Origin of the sequence: Pseudomonas shahriarae (assembly GCF_014268455.2) — a bacterium.
Lineage (GTDB): Bacteria > Pseudomonadota > Gammaproteobacteria > Pseudomonadales > Pseudomonadaceae > Aquipseudomonas > Aquipseudomonas shahriarae.
This window is the reverse complement of the sequence record NZ_CP077085.1, coordinates 869,908-887,194: the sequence shown is the minus strand read 5'-3', so window position 1 is coordinate 887,194 and position 17,287 is coordinate 869,908. Positions and strand designations below refer to the sequence as shown.

Annotated in this window: 13 protein-coding genes; 3 read left to right on the top strand and 10 right to left on the bottom strand. The window is 62.1% G+C overall.

Going from position 1 to position 17,287, the window contains the following annotated elements; genetic code table 11:
• Window positions 1–24: 24 nt before the first annotated feature.
• The 3 genes from HU773_RS03875 to pbpC form a co-directional block, all read right to left on the bottom strand.
• A complete protein-coding gene (locus HU773_RS03875) occupies window positions 25–774 on the bottom strand; it encodes a methyltransferase (protein ID WP_057437591.1) in 750 nt (249 codons plus the stop codon).
• The gene (locus tag HU773_RS03870) at window positions 767–1,075 is read right to left on the bottom strand and encodes a MazG-like family protein (RefSeq protein WP_057437589.1); all 309 of its coding nucleotides are present in this window, start codon (window positions 1,073–1,075) and stop codon (window positions 767–769) included. The genes HU773_RS03875 and HU773_RS03870 overlap by 8 nt, the downstream gene beginning before the upstream one ends.
• Window positions 1,076–1,231: 156 nt before the next feature.
• Window positions 1,232–3,562 carry a peptidoglycan glycosyltransferase PbpC gene (gene pbpC / locus HU773_RS03865; protein ID WP_186625836.1) on the bottom strand — a complete coding sequence of 777 codons (2,331 nt, stop codon included), beginning with the start codon at window positions 3,560–3,562 and terminating at the stop codon, window positions 1,232–1,234.
• Window positions 3,563–3,661: 99 nt separating this feature from the next.
• Between pbpC and HU773_RS03860 the strand changes: the two genes are divergently transcribed.
• On the top strand, window positions 3,662–3,955 hold the full coding sequence (locus tag HU773_RS03860) for a hypothetical protein (RefSeq protein WP_057437585.1): 294 nt from the start codon (window positions 3,662–3,664) through the stop codon (window positions 3,953–3,955).
• Between the two features lie 128 nt (window positions 3,956–4,083).
• Here HU773_RS03860 and HU773_RS03855 read toward each other — a convergent pair whose 3' ends face one another.
• The 4 genes from HU773_RS03855 to HU773_RS03845 form a co-directional block, all read right to left on the bottom strand.
• The gene (locus HU773_RS03855; protein ID WP_115127301.1) at window positions 4,084–8,979 is read right to left on the bottom strand and encodes an alpha-2-macroglobulin family protein; all 4,896 of its coding nucleotides are present in this window, start codon (window positions 8,977–8,979) and stop codon (window positions 4,084–4,086) included.
• A 130-nt stretch (window positions 8,980–9,109) separates the two neighbouring features.
• Window positions 9,110–9,457: a LysR substrate-binding domain-containing protein gene (locus tag HU773_RS27535; RefSeq protein WP_264083181.1), complete on the bottom strand. Its 348-nt coding sequence runs from the start codon at window positions 9,455–9,457 to the stop codon at window positions 9,110–9,112.
• Window positions 9,373–10,062, bottom strand: a complete 690-nt coding sequence (locus HU773_RS03850; RefSeq protein WP_264083180.1) for a LysR family transcriptional regulator — start codon at window positions 10,060–10,062, stop codon at window positions 9,373–9,375. Before HU773_RS03850 ends, HU773_RS27535 begins: the two co-directional genes overlap by 85 nt.
• Window positions 10,062–10,910: an EamA family transporter gene (locus HU773_RS03845; RefSeq protein WP_057958219.1), complete on the bottom strand. Its 849-nt coding sequence runs from the start codon at window positions 10,908–10,910 to the stop codon at window positions 10,062–10,064. Before HU773_RS03845 ends, HU773_RS03850 begins: the two co-directional genes overlap by 1 nt.
• Window positions 10,911–11,126: 216 nt before the next feature.
• Between HU773_RS03845 and HU773_RS03840 the strand changes: the two genes are divergently transcribed.
• Both HU773_RS03840 and HU773_RS03835 read left to right on the top strand, forming a co-directional pair.
• Window positions 11,127–12,470: an MATE family efflux transporter gene (locus HU773_RS03840; protein WP_120731453.1), complete on the top strand. Its 1,344-nt coding sequence runs from the start codon at window positions 11,127–11,129 to the stop codon at window positions 12,468–12,470.
• 118 nt (window positions 12,471–12,588) lie between these two features.
• Window positions 12,589–14,082: a M91 family zinc metallopeptidase gene (locus HU773_RS03835; protein ID WP_186625837.1), complete on the top strand. Its 1,494-nt coding sequence runs from the start codon at window positions 12,589–12,591 to the stop codon at window positions 14,080–14,082.
• Window positions 14,083–14,086: 4 nt separating this feature from the next.
• Here HU773_RS03835 and speA read toward each other — a convergent pair whose 3' ends face one another.
• The 3 genes from speA to HU773_RS03820 form a co-directional block, all read right to left on the bottom strand.
• Window positions 14,087–16,000: an arginine decarboxylase gene (speA, locus tag HU773_RS03830; RefSeq protein ID WP_029297633.1), complete on the bottom strand. Its 1,914-nt coding sequence runs from the start codon at window positions 15,998–16,000 to the stop codon at window positions 14,087–14,089.
• A 196-nt stretch (window positions 16,001–16,196) separates the two neighbouring features.
• Window positions 16,197–16,568: a translation initiation factor Sui1 gene (locus tag HU773_RS03825; protein ID WP_029297635.1), complete on the bottom strand. Its 372-nt coding sequence runs from the start codon at window positions 16,566–16,568 to the stop codon at window positions 16,197–16,199.
• A 182-nt stretch (window positions 16,569–16,750) separates the two neighbouring features.
• Entirely contained in the window at window positions 16,751–17,287 is a 537-nt protein-coding gene (locus tag HU773_RS03820) for an NUDIX hydrolase (protein WP_057437578.1), read from the bottom strand.

Here is a 17,287-nt window from a genome sequence, read left to right as displayed (position 1 = left end):
TTCGATCTCCGCAGACTGGGCCGCTTAAACCGGACGGCAGATCCAGTGCAAATAACGCCCAAGTCCGGCAAAGCTTGGGTGACGACGGTGAGCGAGTTCCATCTCCAACAAGTCCTGCAAATCGGCGCGGGCCTGGAATTCCACCGGCATATAGTCGTGGAAGACCCGCACCCCGCTCTGGCTTTCGACCTGCCACAGGCCTTCAAGTTGCGCCGCCAGTTCCCGTGGGTCCAGGGGCTGTTGCGGGGTCAGGCTCTGTTTTTCGCCGGCCATGTCATTTTTGCGCATCTTGCGAAAGTGGCCCTTGAGCAAGTTGCGGTAAATCAGCGCATCACGGTTATAGAACGCCAGGGACAACCAGCCACCCGGCGCCGTCAACTGGTGCAGCACCGGCAGGATCGCATGGGGTTCGGCCAGCCATTCCAGCACGGCGTGGCACAGCACCAGGTCGTAGGGCTCGGTGAGCTGACCCAACAGGTCCTGCCAGGGCGCCTGGATGAACGTTGCACTCTGCCCCGCTGCGGCGAACCGCTGGCGGGCGCCTTCGAGCATCGGCTCGGCGGGCTCGGCCAAGGTCACATGATGCCCGCGCTCGGCCAGCCACAACGACATATGGCCCAGGCCGGCGCCGATATCCAGCACGCGCAACGGCCGCTCCGGCAGGGCCTCGGTCAAGTCGGCCTGCAACACCGCCAGGCGAATCGCGCCCTTGGCACCGCCGTAGATCTTCTCGGCAAAACGCGTGGCCAACTGGTCGAAATGGCGATCACTCATGGGTAAACCGCCGCTCGTTGTCGGCCAGCTTGGCGCTGACCACTTGATCCATATCCAGGCCCAGCTCACCGCAGAGCAGCAGCAGATAGAGCACGATGTCCCCCACTTCCTGGCCGGCATGGGCGAGTTTGTCGGCGGGCAACTGGCGCGACTGGTCTTCGCTCAGCCACTGGAAAATCTCCACCAGCTCGGCCATCTCTACGCTGGCGGCCATGGCCAGGTTTTTCGGGCTGTGGAATTGTTTCCAGTCGTTGTTATCGCGGATGCGATGCATGCGTTCGGTAAGGTGTTCGAGATTCATGGGGCGCTCCTGAAGGGGTATAGCTTCAGGCTCAAAGACGGGGATGGCAAATAAATTTGCGCTGCTTGTCAGGGCACTATCGCAGGCAAGCCAGCGCCCACATTGGACGGTGTCAACAAATCAAACTGTGGGAGCCGGCTTGCCTGCGATGGCGATCTAATCAACCACGCTGAACTCAACCCTGGCCGTCTGCCCCGCCTCATCGAGCACACTCAGTTGATAGCGCCCCAACTGCTCCAGGCTGGCATTGATGCTGTCCTGGTTGGCACTGTCGCCCAGCGGCGCACCATTGAGGAACCACCAGCGCCGCCCACTGCCGCCCAGGGCCGAGAGCTTCAGGCGCAGTTGCTGCTGGCTGCCCGCCGGCAAGCGCAGTTGATCGCCCTCACGCACACCCACCACCGACAACGGCGACGACGCCGCCAGCGCCGGTGGCGGGCAATCCGGGTCTGGCGCAGGGATGCGTGCGTCACGCCGCTCGATCCTCGGCAACCACGGTTCCAGCGGTGCCGGCCACAGGGCAATGTCCCGCGATACCGCGCCCGGGCAACTGGCCGCCACGCGCAGGCCCTTGGCATTGACCCACACGGTTTCCATCAAGCCGACACCCAAAGGTTGGTCCAGGGCCTGCAAGGTCGGCGGCGTGGTGTTGTCCAGCGTCCAGGCAAACCGCTGGCGCCGGCAATTGGCGTCGCTGCGGCTCATGGGCTGGCCCAGGGGCCAACAGATCGCCGCCACGCCGACATTCATCGGCACGGGTTTAACCGGCGCGATAATGCCGCGCTGGCTGTCGCGGTTGGTCAACACATCGTGCACTTGCAGCATCAACGGCGCCGCCGAGGCCAGGCCAAACTGGCCGGGCACCGGGGTGCCGTCCGGGCGGCCGATCCACACACCAATCAAATAGCGCGGCCCGACGCCAATGGCCCAGGCATCGCGAAAGCCGTAGCTGGTGCCCGTCTTCCACGCCAACACCGGGCGCTGCACCAGCTCGGCCCGGGGATCACGGTCCGGCCGTGCCTGGCCACTGAGGATGCGCCGCACAATCCACGCCGAACCCGGCGATAACAACGGCCACTCCTTGAGCACATCATCGGGCTGCAAACGGATGGCAGCGCTCTTGCCGTCGCGGGCCAACGCGCTGTAGCCACCGACCAGGTCTTCCAGGCGGCTGCCGGCGCCGCCCAGGATCAACGCCAGGTTCGGCTCGGCCAGCGCCGGCAGCGCCAGGGGCATGCCGCCGATGCGCATTTCGCCGGCAAAACGCTTGGGCCCATAGGCTTCCAATAGTTGCACCGCCGGCAGGTTCAGCGAGCTGGACAGCGCCGTACTGGCCGGCACCGCGCCGGTAAAGCCCATGGAGAAGTTGCCCGGCCGGTAATCGCCATAGCGCCGAGGCACATCCTGCAACAGCGATTCAGAGTGAATCAGCCCCGCGTCCAAAGCCATGCCATACAGGAAGGGTTTGAGGGTCGAGCCCGGCGAGCGCAGAGCGCTGATCATATCCACATGGCCAAAGCGCCGCGCATCGTTGATATCCACCGAGCCCAGGTAGGCGCGCACGGCCATGCTTTCTTCTTCGACCACCAGGATCGCGGCCGAGGTGTGCTCCGGCAGCCGCGCGCGCCAACCCAGCAGCAGGTCTTCGAGACGGCGTTGCAGGGTCGCGTCGAGAGTGGTGCGAATCAGCGGCGGGCTGTCGGGACGGTTCAAGCGGCGCGCCAGCAGCGGCGCCAGGCTGGGTTCCAGGCGCGGCGCCAGCAACAGGGGTTCTTCCAGGGCTTCGTCGACCGCCGATTGCGGCCACACCTGGAACTCGGCCAGGCGCCGCAGCACTTTGTCCCGGGCCTCCTGGGCGCGCTGCGGGTGACGGTCCGGGCGCAGACGGCTCGGTGCCTGGGGCAGTACCGCGAGCAACGCTGCTTCGGCGTGGGTCAGCTGTTGCGGCGACTTGCCCAGATAGGCCCAACTGGCTGCCGCCACGCCCTGCAAGGTGCCGCCAAAGGGCGCGCGATTGAGGTACAGGTTGAGTATCTGGTCTTTGGACAGGTGCCACTCCAGTTGCGCGGTGCGCCACAGCTGGCGCAACTTGCCCGGCAGGGTGCGCGAATGGGGATCGAGCAGGCGCGCCACCTGCATCGACAAGGTGCTGCCGCCAGACACTACCCGCGCGCCGGTCAGGTTCTGCCAGGTCGCCCGCACCAGGGCCAGCGGGTTGACGCCGGGGTGCTGGTAGAACCAACGGTCTTCGTAGGTCAGCAGCGCATCGAGGTAATACGGCGAGACTTCATCGGTCGCCACCGGGTAACGCCATACGCCGTTGGCATCGGCAAAGCGCCACAACGGCGTGCCGTCCTCCGCCAGTACCACACGGGCCAGATCGTCCTTGGGCAACGGCAGGGGCCAGAGGCGGTCGGCCAGCCACAGCAGAGCTATCACCACCAGCAGGCTACCCAGGGTAGCGCGTGCAACTATTCGCAAATTCAAACGGGCAAACCTCTATGCTTCTAGGGAACTCGCCCAAGGGATTGGCGACCAAAGGCTCAGGTCCGGCAGATACGCCCACCCTTTCATCAGGAAACTCATATGCAGGTAGAAAGCTTTTTCGAATGGCTGGGCCAGGCGCTCGGTTCGGTCATCCGCTTTATCGTCGATGGGCTCAGCGGCTTGTTCGGCGCCCTGACCAATGCCGGCGGCAACTTTATCGACGGCCTGTCGCGCACCCTGGGCATGGACACCTCGATCATCAGCATCATCACCCTGATCATTGGCCTGATGCTGCTGTACTCGGCAGTCCGGGCGTTTATGCGGGCCTCGATCATCATGGGGATTATCTGGTTGATGCTGGGGTTGTGGCTGCTCAGTTGGGTTGTGCATTAAATACAGGCCCTGTGGGAGCGAGCTTGCTCGCGATAGCGGTGTGTCAGTCGCCGAATACATCGGCTGAAAAACCGCTATCGCGGGCAAGCTGCCACATTAAAGGCAGCACCAGTTCCTACAGGAGGCGCTTAACGCCCCTTGATCACCATATCCACTGGGGTATCCCCCACTGCCTGCCAGTTCGGCCGGTACATCGACTCCACTTGCGGCGGCGGTACGCGATAAGTCCCAGGCGTGACAGCGCGGGCCAGGTACAGCAGGTGCGTGGTGCCGTAGCCGTCCAGGTTCAGCGCGGCCACATAGCGATCATCGCGGTATTCCTGATGCTTGATCGACGCATTCTGCATCGACTCGCGCCATTCCTTGACCTGACTGCTGGCGTTTTCCAGGCTGGCGGCGCTTTGGCCCAGGTTCTGGTTCTCCAGCTCCAGGCCAGCTGGTAGCAGGTCGACCACCAGTGCATCCGGCACCCGTTGCTTGTTGGCGCTGACCGCAATGTGCACCAGCACCAGGTCGCCGCTGCGCAGGTTTTGCAGGTTCAGCGGCTGGCCATTCATCCCCAGGTACTCACGACGAATACTCAGGTTTTCGCCACCCGCTACCGGCGCGTGCTGTGGATAACCGGAGATGCTCAGTTGCTGGTAAATCGGCTCGCTGCCCGGGTTGCGCAGGGTCAGCGGTGAAGCCAGCAACGGGCCTTCCAGCTTCAGGCCGGACTGGCCGTTGTTCAGCTCGCGGGTTTCGCCGCCGCTGCTCAACTGCGCCGTCCAGTTGGTTTCCGGTTTGCCCAGCAGGCCACGGCCGGCGAGGAACAGCGAGTTGCGCTCCTGGGTCGACAGCCATGGGCTGGCCGCCATCTGGTCCGACAGCTCGAACAGGCGTTCTTCACGCTTGCCTTTGGCCAGGTCGTTTTCTTCCAGCAAGGCCAGGATCATCGCCTGATCACGCAGGGGGCTGCCGTAGTCGGCCAGCCATTCATTGGCTTTGCGCTTGACCGCCAAACCGGCGAGCAATGCCTGGTCGGCGCGCGGCTGGTCGCCCATCTTCTGCAAGGCAATCGCCAACTGCACCAGGGGCAGGCCGGAACGCGCATCGCTGCGGCGCTCGAACAAGCTGCGCAATGCGCCCAGCGGCGCCTGCTGACTGCGCGCCAGCACCAGCCCGGCGTAGGCCTGCACGGCGAAGCGCGTGTGGTCGGCGTTGTCGCTGTAGTCGACTTCAATCAGGTTGCGTTCCTGCACATAACGCAGCAGGCGTTCGCTGGCCTTCTTCAGCGCTTCAGGCGGTACGGCAAAACCCTGGTCGCGGGCGCGCAGCAGGAAGTCGGTGACGTACGCCGTCAGCCAGTATTCTTCCTCGCCATCGGCACCCCACAAACCGAAGCTGCCGTTGTAGCGCTGCATGCCCAGCAGGCGCTCGATGCCCAGTTCGATCTTGCGTTTGCGCTCGGCATCCGGCTCGCCGGTCAACCCCAGGCGTGTCAGCACGGCGGCGTCGGCGTACAGCGACGGGTACAGGCCGCTGGCGGTTTGCTCCAGGCAGCCATACGGGTAGGCCTTGAGCGCACGAATCTGCTCGCCCAGGTTCAACGGCGGGCGGCTCGACAGGCTCAACAGCGCCTCACGCCCGGCCGGTTCAAACAGGGCCAGTTCGCTGTCCGGCAGGCTCCAGGCTTCGTCCTTGAGCACTGCGCGGTATTGCTTGAGCAGCGCCGGATAAGCCGGACGCACGCCCAATGTCCATTCGCGGGTAAACGCCGGCAGGTTCTCGCCCGGCAGGTCCAGGCCGTTGACCGTAACCTTGATCTTGCCCTGGCCAAAACCGCCCAGCGCACGCACTGGAATCTGCAAGGTGGTGCGCTGGCCCTGGGTCAGTTGCACGCTTTGCGATGGCTCGCCCAGCAGGGTCAGTTGACCTTCGGCGGTCAGTTGCACATCGAGCTTCTGCGCCTTGCCCGACAGGTTGGACAGGTCCAGCGCCAGGCGCGTCTGGTCGCCGCCAGCGAGGAAGCGTGGGGCCGACAGCTCGGCAATCAAGGGCGCGGCGATCACGGTCTTGGCTTCGGCCATGCCGTAGCGGTCATCGCTCCAGGCCTGGGCCATCAGGCGCAACTCGCCGTTGAAGTCGGGGATATTGACGCTGACTTCGCCCTCGCCTTTCTCATTCAGGGTCACCGGCGCGCTTTGCAGGGCGACGATGGTGACGCTGGTGTCCGGGCGCTTGCCGCCCTTGGCCAGCGCCGCGTCACCACCAAAGGCCAGGCTGGCCAGGCGGCCCTGGCCGGCTTCGATCAACTGCCCATAGATATCGAACTGATCCACGCCATACGCCTTGCGGCCGAACAGGCTGGAGTATGGATCCGGGGTCGGGTACTCGGTGATATTGAGGATGCCCACGTCCACCGCCGCCACCAGCACATGCACCTGTTTCGGCACGCTGCCATCGGCATTTTTTGCCGCAACCTTGACCGTCAGTGGCTGCTTGGGGCGCATTTTTTCCGGTGCAGTCAGGGTCAGGCCCAGTTTGCGCTGGGTACGATCCAACGGCAGGTGCAGCAAACCCACGGCGCGTTTGGGGGTGATGTTGGCTTTGCGCTCGCCGGGACGGATCACCAGCGCGCTGACATACAGATCATGACGCGACCATTTCGGATCGAGCTTCACTGCAAAGCTCTTGCCTTCGGCCGGCACCTCGATTTCCTGCCACCACAACGGGCCTTCACTGGATTCGACCAACAGGTAGCCCTTGCCGGCTGCCGGCGGGGTGACGGTGACGTTGGCCGTATCGCCATCGCCATATGCCGGTTTGTCCAGCGCCAGCTTGACCTGGTCCGGGCGCACGGCGCCGCCTTCGGTGTTGTCCTGAGCCTGGTAGCCAGCCCAGAAGCGCTTGCTGCTGATCAACCCGGTCTGTGGGTCTTCGACTTCGACGCGGTAAGGGCCCCACTCCACCTGGAAGCTGACCTTGGCCGTATCGCCGGCCTTGATGTTGACGGTCTGCTCATCGAGGTTGAGGAATTTCTCGTTGTAGTGATAGCTCCAGCCGTCGTTGTCCGAGTAGTTCCAGTAGTAGTCGCGGCGCTCGCGGATCAGGCGGACCTTGAGGTTGTCCGCCGCCAGCTTGTCACCTTGCTGGTTGGCCAGCAGTACTTCGAATTCCGCCGGGCCATCGCCATCGGTCTCCTTGCCATCGAACAAGCCGCGCAGGCCGGGCAGTTGCTCGGCCGGCCATACCGGCTGTACCAGGCGGCGGGTGATCGGGCGCCCGCCGGATTCTTGCAGGCTGGCCTGCACGATCAGTTGCAGCGGCGACTTGGCCTCGCTCCATTTGCTTTCCAGGGTCAGCTTTTCCTGGCCCTGGGCATCGAGCACGCTTTCGTCCAGTTCAAAATCCTGGCTCAGCTCTTCTTCCGTTACCGAGCCAAACTCGTAGCCCGGCAGGGCTTTGACCGCCTCGCGCAGAGGGCGCACATACACTTGCCCGCTCAGGCGATTGCCCGCCGCCGGGGCGCCGTAGAGGTAGCGGCCGTTGACCTGGATAACGGCGTTGTCCGCCGGGCTCAACGGCGTGTCGCTGCCCTTGAGTTCCAGGGCCAGGCGCTCGGGCAGGAAGTCCTCGACGAGGAATTCATACAGCTGCGGCTTACCGTCACCCAGGTCAAACACCAGCTGCCAGCGCCCGGTCGGCGCTTCGCCGGCCAACTGCAACTGGTACTGATAGAGGCCAGAGGCATCGGCGTCCCATACGAATTTGCGGCTGACCTGCTCATCCGGGCGGCGCACTTCGACACTCACGGGCTGCGGCTTGACGGCATTGCCGTCCTTGTCGCGCAGCAGGGCGTTGAGCAGCACGGTTTCGCCAGGGCGGTACAGATCACGCGGGCCGAACACAAAGAATTGCAGCGGGTGCGCGGGCTGGCCGCCGATATCGAACTCGGCCAGGTCCAGCGCTGCGCTGTCGAGGCGCAACAGGCTGGTTTGCTCGCCCTGCTTGGCCAGCAGTACCTGGGCCTTTTTCGGCAATGGCAGTTCGGCGTGGCCGCCCTTCTCGGTCTTGCCCTGGCCCAACACGCGGCCTTCGGCATCGAGGATTTCCAGCTCGACGCCATCGAGTGCCTTGCCGCCTTCCAGCGCCTGGGTAAACACATCCAGGCGGTTGGCGTAACGGTGCACCGACAGGCCGATATCACTGAGGGTGAACAGCGTGGCCGGTTGCGAATAGTTGTAAGTGCCCGAGGCGCGCATCACCGCCAGGTACACGCCCGGCTGTTGCAGTTGCTTGAGGCCGGCGATGGGCAGCAGCAGGGTTTCACGGGTGTTGCGCGCAGGATTCAGGTCGAAACGGCCGCCGTACACCAGGTCGGCCATGGGCAGCAGTTCACGGGACTCATAGCTTTGCAGGCTGGTATTGCGGCCCCACTGGGCGAGAAACGCCGGTAGCGATTCGGGCTTGATGCGGAAGAATTCGACGTCGATCTTGTCGACATTCAGCGCGATCACCGGCAAACCTTCGGCCAGACGGGTGGGCAACAGGGTGCCACGGCTGGCGAAGCCGACGGTGGCTTGCAGGTCGCGGGTTTCCAGGCGGCTGACGTACTCGGCGGCGAGCTTGGCGTCATTCACCCCACGCAGGCCGGCGTCCACGGTCAGCACCAGTTTGCGCTGGGGCTCCAGGTGACGCAGGCGCAGTTCCATCAGGTTGTCGGAAAGCTCCCAGGCACCGTCGACCTTGCCGGATTTGCTGTCCACCAGGTGCAGCTTGTCGGCGAACTTCTGGTCCGGGTCCAGCGGAATCGAAAAACTCACCGACAAGGTGCTGGCGCCATCCAGTTGCACCTCAGACACGTCCACCACGCTTAACTCACGGCCGGCATAACGCTGCTTGAGCGTCGCCACGTCTACCGCGGCCTTGGCCGGCGCCGTCACCGCTGCCGCAGGGGCCGCTGGCGCTGCTGGTTTGTCGGAAGAATCGCAGGCGCTCAGCAGGGCCAGCGCGCAGGCCAGGAACAATCCTTTGTTAAGCATGGGGCACTCGTTGTGAGGGTGTCTGAGGGGTGAACTATATATCAGCGCCAGTGAAGCGGGTGATGGTGGCGATCACATTGACCGACGGAGGGCGATTTGGTTCTGTGTACAGACCAAGTCAGGTCAAACCCTACCTCTGAAATGCTCCAGCGCCCGCTATTTGCGGATGCCTCGCCCCAACCTCCCGCAGAAACTCACCCGCGCTGAGCTTGAGCCACTCAATCAACCGGGCGATGGCCGGCTCGGACTGTCGACCCTTGCGGCAAATAATGTAGTACGCCGCCGGCGACATCATCACCGGGCTGCTCAAGGCAACCAATCCCCCCTCTTCCAACTGGTCATATACCAACGCCGTCCTGCCCAGTGCGATCCCAGCCCCCTTGAGCGCAAGGCTTATAGCCAGGCTCGAATCCGGAAACCGAGGCCCAGGGTGATACGGGGGGGCCGCAACCCCTGGAACGCAAACCAACTCTCCCACCCCGGACAGATCTGATCATCCGCCCGGTGAATCAATGGGTACCGGGCGATATCCTTCGGCGCAATATCGCCATGCTCGCGATAAAACGCCGGCGAACATACGGGAAACACCGCATCGCGCATCAGCAACTCGACATGATGCTCCGGATAGTCCCCGCCCCCTATGACTACTGCGACATCAAATTGATGAGCACCCAGGCTGGCAGGGCTCATATCTGCGCTGGTCAGCACCAGGTCGAGATTGAACGAGGCGTCAGTATGCGAGCCATGCACTCTGGGAATCAGCCAGGTCGAACAGAGTGAAGAGGTGCACGAGAGGTACAACGGTTGGGCTTCGCGCGGATTGAGAACCTGCAACGCCGCCTCCAGCCCTTTGAAAAACCCATCAGTGACCGGCAACAAGGCGTGCCCTGCCGACGTCAGCTTGACGCCACGTGAGTGCCGCTCAAACAACTGCACGCCCCACCACTCCTCCAGGCCCGCAATTTGATGGCTGATGGCACTGGCGGTGAGGTTAAGCTCAGATGCCGCACGCGCGAAACTGCCCGTTTGCGCGGCGCTGACAAAAGCCTGAAGCATCGCAGTGGGTGGAGGACGCTGAGCCATCAAGTGCTCACTTTGATCAGGATGATCCCGCAAACAATGACGCACGCCGAGAGCATCCGTCGCCAGCCGAACCGTTCATGAAAGAACAGCGCGGCAATAATGGCGCCGATAATAACACTGGTTTCCCGCAGCGCTGAGACCTTGGCCACCGCGTCCAGCGACAGCGCGAACAACACCAGGCCGTAGGATGCCAGGTAAAAAACACCCCCCAAGACACCCACTCGCCAATGACTGCCAATGGTTTGGACAAGTGCCGCACGCTCCTTGCAAAACGCCAGCAGCGGGATAGGAATGCTCTGGAACACCGTCAGGTAAATAATGTATTGCAGCACCGTTTCACTGGCTCTCACGCCCTTGGCGTCCACCACTGTGTAGGACGCAATAAACACTCCAGCGCCCACCGCCATCAGGATTGGTTTGAGCATGTGCGCGGTCATCCTGCGCACAAATGTCAGGCTGATGATCCCCAGGCAAATCAACAACACCCCGGCCATCGCCTGGAACGACAGTTGCTCATGTAGCAGAAAGTAGGAAAACAACGCCACCAGCACCGGCGGCACACCGCGCATCACCGGGTAGACCTGACCGAAGTCGCCCGTCTCATAGGCCTTGATCAGAAACAGGCGATAGACCGTATTCAATATCACCGAGAGCAGTACGTAACCCCAGACTTGCAGGCTCGGCACATTGACCAGCGGCAGCGCCGCCAGGCAGATCACCAGCGCCGTGCCATCGACGATGGCCAGGGTCATGAAGCGGCTGCTGCCGGCTCGGACAACAGCGTTCCAGGTGGCGTGCATGAAGGCGGAGATCAGGACCAGGGTGATCGCGATATCGGAGTTATCCATGGGGTTTGGCTGTTCTGAGGAGAAGGCGGGTATTTAACTCAGCCTCGCGTGCTGGCCAGAAGCGAAAGCTCATCAGCGCAGCCATGAGCCTTCATCATGCCGACATTGCCACCCAAAACGCTGGGACCTGCTGTGGGAGCTGGCTTGCCTGCTCCCACATTGGGTCTGCGGTGCTGCCCAGGCAGCGTTACAATGCCGCTCCCCCAAGGAGCCCGCATGTCCACCTTACTCACCGACTGGCGTCATCGCCCCACTCACCGCCGTGTCTGGGCCCTGGCCGCGCCGATGATTCTGTCGAATATTTCGGTACCGCTGGTGGCGCTGGTGGACAGCATGGTCATCGGCCATCTGCCCCACGCCCACCAATTGGGCGCCGTGGCCGTAGGGGCCAGCCTGTATACCTTCCTGGCCTGGGCCATGGGCTTTCTGCGCATGGGCACCACCGGGTTTGCCGCCCAGGCCGCCGGGCGCAATGATGGCGCGGCGCTGCGGCAAATCCTGCTGCAAGGTCTGCTGCTGGCACTGGGGTTGGCAATGGTGCTCGGCACGGTGGGCATTCCCCTGAGCCACCTGGCGCTGGAGTGGATGCAGCCCTCCGCCGAGTTGAATCAACTGACCCGCGAGTTCTTCCACACCCGCCTGTTCGGCCTGCCCGCCGCCCTGGCTACCTATGCCTTGGTGGGCTGGTTCCTGGGCACGCAAAACGCCCGGGCGCCGCTGGCGATTCTGTTGACCACTAACCTGGTGAATATCGCCCTGAACCTGTGGTTTGTGCTGGGCCTGGACTGGGGCGTAGTCGGTTCGGCGCGGGCCTCGGTGATTGCCGAATGGACCGGCGCCCTGCTCGGCCTGGCCCTCACGCAAAAAGCCCTGCGCGCCTACCCTGGGCATATCGCCTGGGCGGCGCTCAAGGTCTGGCAAAGCTGGCGCGCGCTGCTGGCGGTCAACCGCGACATCTTTATCCGCAGCCTGGCGCTGCAGTCGGTGTTTTTCATGATCACGGTGCAAGGCGCACGGTTGGGCGATGCCACCGTCGCGGCCAATGCCCTGCTGCTCAACGGGCTGTTGCTGACCGCCCATGCCCTGGACGGTTTGGCCCACGCGGTAGAAGCGCTGTGCGGCCACGCCATCGGCGCCCATGACCGCCAGGCCCTGCGCCGCTCACTGGTGGTCGCTTGCGGTTGGTCGCTGATCGCCAGTCTCGGCTTCGCCCTGCTGTTTACCTTCGGCGGGCACCTGTTTATCGCCATGCAGACCGATATCCCCAGCGTGCGCGCAACCGCCGATCTCTACCTGCCGTACCTTGCGGTACTGCCGTTGATTGCGGTGTGGAGTTACTTGTTGGACGGTTTGTTTATCGGCGCGACCCGTGCGCGGGAGATGCGCAATGGCATGCTGCTGACGGTGCTGATTATGCTGCCGCTTGCCTGGGCGCTGCAGGGGTTGGGTAACCACGGGCTGTGGATAACGTTCCTGCTGTTTATGGCGGTGCGCAGTCTGACGTTGTGGGCGATTGCGTGGCGACTGAACAAACAGGACCGCTGGCTCGGCCAACCCTGAGAACGCGGGCTATCTGTTGATTGTTACAAAACAGCTTGGCTGTTTTTCGGGGAGCAGACCACAGAGCATTTACACCTTCGAGGTCAAACATCACCTCTCATCCAAGGTAGGTCTGTGAATGAATATACTCCCGACACCAGCAACCGCAGCCCCCCTTTCACCACGCGTCACTCCACCGGCGGAACCGGTCGGCACCCCACATATCAGCGTTTTAGCGGATGATGGAAACACCAAGATCCAGCAGATTTCAACCTATAAAACAGACCCTCAAGGCAAGCGTGTACCCGGTGTCAGCAGAGTACTGATTTCCACCTCCGACCGGGCTGACAACGTCAGTATTACCGTAGGCGCAAACCACCAGCTCAACGCGCGTATCAATGGCAAAGACTACAAACTCCCACTGACAGCAAACAACAACGCGCACTCACTGAGGATCAACACTGCTGGAGGCAATGACCGCATTACCGTCGACAAGTACGTCAACATCGAAATGCACATAAACAGCGGCGACGGTGATGACGATATTGTTTCAAATGGGCGAGTGGGGACCGTGATCGGTGGAAAAGGAAACGATCACATACGCCTGGGCACCGGCGATATGGCGGTAACTGGCGGTGATGGCGACGACACAATTACTGCCGGCACGGGCAACGCTGCGATATCGGGAGGAAAAGGAAACGATCACCTGTATGCAGGCTTTGGTCCTGCCAACAGAGTGTTATTCCTCAACGGCGACAGGGGAGATGACCATCTTTATGCTGGGCCTGGCAAGGTTGTACTAAACGGGGGAAGGGGCAATGACACACTGAGTGGTTATTACCGGACTACTTTTTATAGCGGCGAGGGCGCCGACACCATTAACTCTTATGATAAAAACGATAAGATCTATGCCAAGTCTACCGACACAATTAACAACCAAGGCAACTCTAAAATCATCCCTGTTACATATTCCGAGAGCGGTAGAAAAGGCTTGGTAATAAAAGGTACAGAACAATTCATAGAACAGACGGAAGATGTTATAGACCGACTAAGAGCCTCACCAGCGGGTCAAAAAGCACTCGAAGCCATGGATCAATTTGTTGAAGACGGGCATAGGCCTATCGTCCTTACCGAATCGCACACCCCAGGCTTTAGCGCCTACGGATTCAGGAATGAGTACACCTCAAACGCTGAGCTCAGGAAAGACCCTTTCCGCCCTGAGTTTGGTTATATAAAAGACAACAAACCGGGTTCAGTTTCGACCCAGCCCGAAATCGTTTTCGAACCCGCTGACTTTGACCAGACCTTTTCCATCTCCCCGGAGATTACGCTCCATCATGAACTCGCTCACGCGTTCAATGGAGCCACAGGGACGGGCATACCTGGCAAACAAATCCTGAAGGACGCTAATGGAGCCCCCCTCCTCAGAGGCGGAGTGCCGAGAACCGTAAACAACGAGGAATACCAAGTGGTTGGAATTCCCACGGATGCCACGCCTTTCGACTTTGACAATAACCCCAACACTCCAGCGACCAACGTCAACCCTTATCCCTTCACGGAAAACGCCCTCCGTGAGGAAATGGGCGTTCCGCTGCGCGACCGTTATGACGTGGATGAGGCGCCGCGCATCTGATAAGTCAGGAAGACAGGTACGAGGAGCGGGTCAGGCCCAGGCGCAAAGCATCCAGGAACTGCGTACGCTCCGCCGCCGTGATCTTCGCGCTGGCGCACTTGTCACGGTAGTGGGTCATCAACTCCTCCGGCGACAAGTGCACGTAGCGCAGCATGTCTTCGATGGTGTCGTGGGTCTCGATCCCGGCGCTGTAGACGGTGCCGTCGTCGCGCTGGTAGATGTTCACCGAGTCGGTGTCACCGAACAGGTTGTGCATGTCCCCGAGGATTTCCTGGTAGGCGCCCACCAGGAAGATGCCCAGCAGGTAATCTTCGCCTTCGTTCAAACCGTGCACCGGCAAGCTGGTCTCGATGCTCTGCTCGTCGACGTATTGCTTGATCTTGCCGTCGGAGTCACAGGTCAGGTCTTGCAGCACCGCACGGCGCAGCGGCTCTTCGTCGAGGCGATGCAGCGGCAGAATCGGCAGTACCTGGCCGATGGCCCAGGTGTCCGGCAGGCTCTGGAATACCGAGAAGTTGCAGATGTACTTGTCGGCCAGCTTGTCATTGAGTTCGTCCAGCACCTGGCGGTGCGAGCGCTGGCGGGCCTTGAGCGAGTTGTGCAGGCGGCGGCACACGGCGAAGTAGCACTGTTCGGCCAGGGCTTTTTCCGCGAGGGTCAGTTTGCCGTCGGCGTACTGGGCGGCCACGTCGCTCATGTAGTGGGTGGCGCGCCAGTAGGTTTCGGTGACCATTTCAATGTCGGTCGGGCCCAGCAGGTCAACCAGCCATTGCACGGTTTCCGGCAGGCTTTCCTTGTTCTCGATCACCGGCACGTCGTCGTTGTGTTTCTCGACGTCGGTGACTTGCACCACCAGCATGGCGTGGTGGGCGGTCAGGGAGCGGCCGCTCTCGGAGAAGATATTGGGGTGCGGCAGGTTCTGCGCGTCGCAGAACTCCTTGAGCATGCCCACCACCACGCCGGCGTAGTCGTCCATGTCGTAGTTGATCGAACTGGCGTTGCGCGAGTGGGTACCGTCGTAGTCCACGCCCAGGCCGCCGCCGACGTCGATGTGGTCCACCGGCAGGCCAAGGTTGCGCAGTTCACCGTAGTAACGGATGGCTTCCTTGAACCCGTGCTGGTAGTCCGCCAGGTTGGCGATCTGCGAGCCCATATGGAAGTGCAACAGGCGGATGCCCTGGTCCAGGCCGGCGGCGCGGAAGCGCTCGACCACCGACAGCAACTGCGCCGCCGACAGGCCGAACTTGGACTTCTCGCCACCGGTGTCTGCCCACTTGCTCGACGCCAGGGACGACAGGCGCACCCGCAGGCCGACCTGTGGCTTGACCTTGAGGTTGGCGGCTTCTTCGATCACCAGGCCCACTTCGGACTCTTTCTCGATCACGATAAACACGTTGTGGCCCAGCTTCTGGCCCATCAGCGCCAGGCGGATGAACTCACGGTCCTTGTAACCGTTGCAGACGATGGTGCCGCCTTTCGGTGCCAGGGCCAGCACCGCCAGAAGCTCAGGCTTGGAGCCGGCTTCCAGGCCGATGGACACGTCCTGGGTGGCGATGATGTTCTCGATCACCGCTTCCTGCTGGTTGACCTTGATCGGGTACAGCGCGGTGTATTTGCTCTGGTATTCCAGGCGCTCGATATTCGCGTCGAAGGCGCCGGTCAGCTGGCGCACGCGGTCTTGCAGGATATCCGGGAAGCGCACCAGCAACGGCAGGGACAGGCCGCTTTTGCGCAGCTCGTCCACTTGCTCGTACAAGTCGATGGGCGAGCTGTTCGGGCCGTTCGGACGGACTTCAACGCGACCGGCATCATTGATCGCGAAATATCCGGCCCCCCAATGGCGAATCCCGTAAACACTGCGGCTGTCCGCAACTGTCCATTGGCTGCCATCGTCTTTGCGTGTGCGTCGTACGGACATCGAAGTCCCCTATATAAAGTCGAAGAGCGCCACCCAAGTCAGAGGCTGGCGCAGTCTAAAGAGTGAAAATGACGATTTGCCTGTGAGAGAGGTAGACCCCGCTCGCAGGACAGAGTTTAGACACCGGTCAGGAACAGGCTCTGTGAAACCATGGAGACGACGAGCGCGCTCGTCGGTGCGGGTTTCACAGAGGCTGCTAGCCGCCGGATTTCTTCGCCTTGTAACCGAGCTTGATCAACTCGGCCAACAGCAACTCGACGTGATCGCCCTGGATTTCGATGATCCCGTCTTTCAGGGCGCCACCGGTGCCACAGCGCTTTTTCAGCACGGTGGCCAACTCCTTGAGTGGCTCGGCCGCCAGAGGCACGCCGGTGATGGTGGTCACCGTCTTGCCGCCACGGCCCTTGCTCTCGCGGCGTACGCGGGCAATACCGTCACCTTCGGGAATCAGGGTCTGTTTGCAGGTACAGGCGTCCACGGGCTGGCGACAGTCCGGGCAATGCCGACCTGCGTCGGTGGAAAACACCAGGCCACCAAGGGCGGCGAAGGATGCGGCTTTTTTGGCCACCGGCAATCCTCTTGGGAGGATGAAGACTGATCAGTGCCCGTCAACCGGCCACCAACCGCGAAGCCCCACTCAGGCAGGGGCAGCGCTACCGAACCGCCAAGGCAGTTCGGCTTGAAAAGTCGCGCAGTGTAACGGCAAAAAGCCTACTTGCTAAGAGCCAAATGGCGCCAATTTATGCAACTTTAGCGACGCGCCGCCAGATAGCGTTTTAAGGCGGCCAGGGAGTCGGGGCAATAGGACTTTTGCTCGATATCGGCCAGGACTGCCTCAATGGACATAAAACGCGCTTCCAGCACCTCTTCGGGCTGCAGCTGCAGCGGCCCATCCCAGACCGCAGAAAACGCCGAGCACCAGAGCCGGTTACCCGTATCCTCGAAAAAGAAGTGGTCGTGGGCGGTCAGTTCTACACCGCTGACGCCCAATTCTTCTGCCAGCTCACGGGCGGCCGACTGCTCGTAGGTCTCGCCAGCCCCGACCATGCCGCCCGCCGCCACGTCCCAATAACCGGGATAGATGGCTTTGCTCAGGGTGCGCCGGTGCACGCACAGTTCACCCTTTGAGTTAAACAGCATGATGTAGGTGCCGCGCCCGATCAGCCCGCGCTCGCGCAGGTCAGCACGCACCAGGGCGCCGAGCAGGTTGTCCTGCTCGTCGACCCAGGCGATGTGTTCGGCATCCGAGGCCGCGCGGTGCGCGACCTCCTTGGCGCTATCGACCAT

Coding starts and splice junctions, on each gene's coding strand:
- HU773_RS03845 (WP_057958219.1), bottom strand. CDS start 10,910: ATGGATAACTCCGATATCGCGATCACCCTGGTCCTGATCTCCGCCTTC.
- HU773_RS03850 (WP_264083180.1), bottom strand. CDS start 10,062: ATGGCTCAGCGTCCTCCACCCACTGCGATGCTTCAGGCTTTTGTCAGC.
- HU773_RS03860 (WP_057437585.1), top strand. CDS start 3,662: ATGCAGGTAGAAAGCTTTTTCGAATGGCTGGGCCAGGCGCTCGGTTCG.
- HU773_RS03840 (WP_120731453.1), top strand. CDS start 11,127: ATGTCCACCTTACTCACCGACTGGCGTCATCGCCCCACTCACCGCCGT.
- HU773_RS03855 (WP_115127301.1), bottom strand. CDS start 8,979: ATGCTTAACAAAGGATTGTTCCTGGCCTGCGCGCTGGCCCTGCTGAGC.
- speA (WP_029297633.1), bottom strand. CDS start 16,000: ATGTCCGTACGACGCACACGCAAAGACGATGGCAGCCAATGGACAGTT.
- HU773_RS03820 (WP_057437578.1), bottom strand. CDS start 17,287: ATGGTCGATAGCGCCAAGGAGGTCGCGCACCGCGCGGCCTCGGATGCC.
- HU773_RS03870 (WP_057437589.1), bottom strand. CDS start 1,075: ATGAATCTCGAACACCTTACCGAACGCATGCATCGCATCCGCGATAAC.
- HU773_RS03835 (WP_186625837.1), top strand. CDS start 12,589: ATGAATATACTCCCGACACCAGCAACCGCAGCCCCCCTTTCACCACGC.
- HU773_RS03875 (WP_057437591.1), bottom strand. CDS start 774: ATGAGTGATCGCCATTTCGACCAGTTGGCCACGCGTTTTGCCGAGAAG.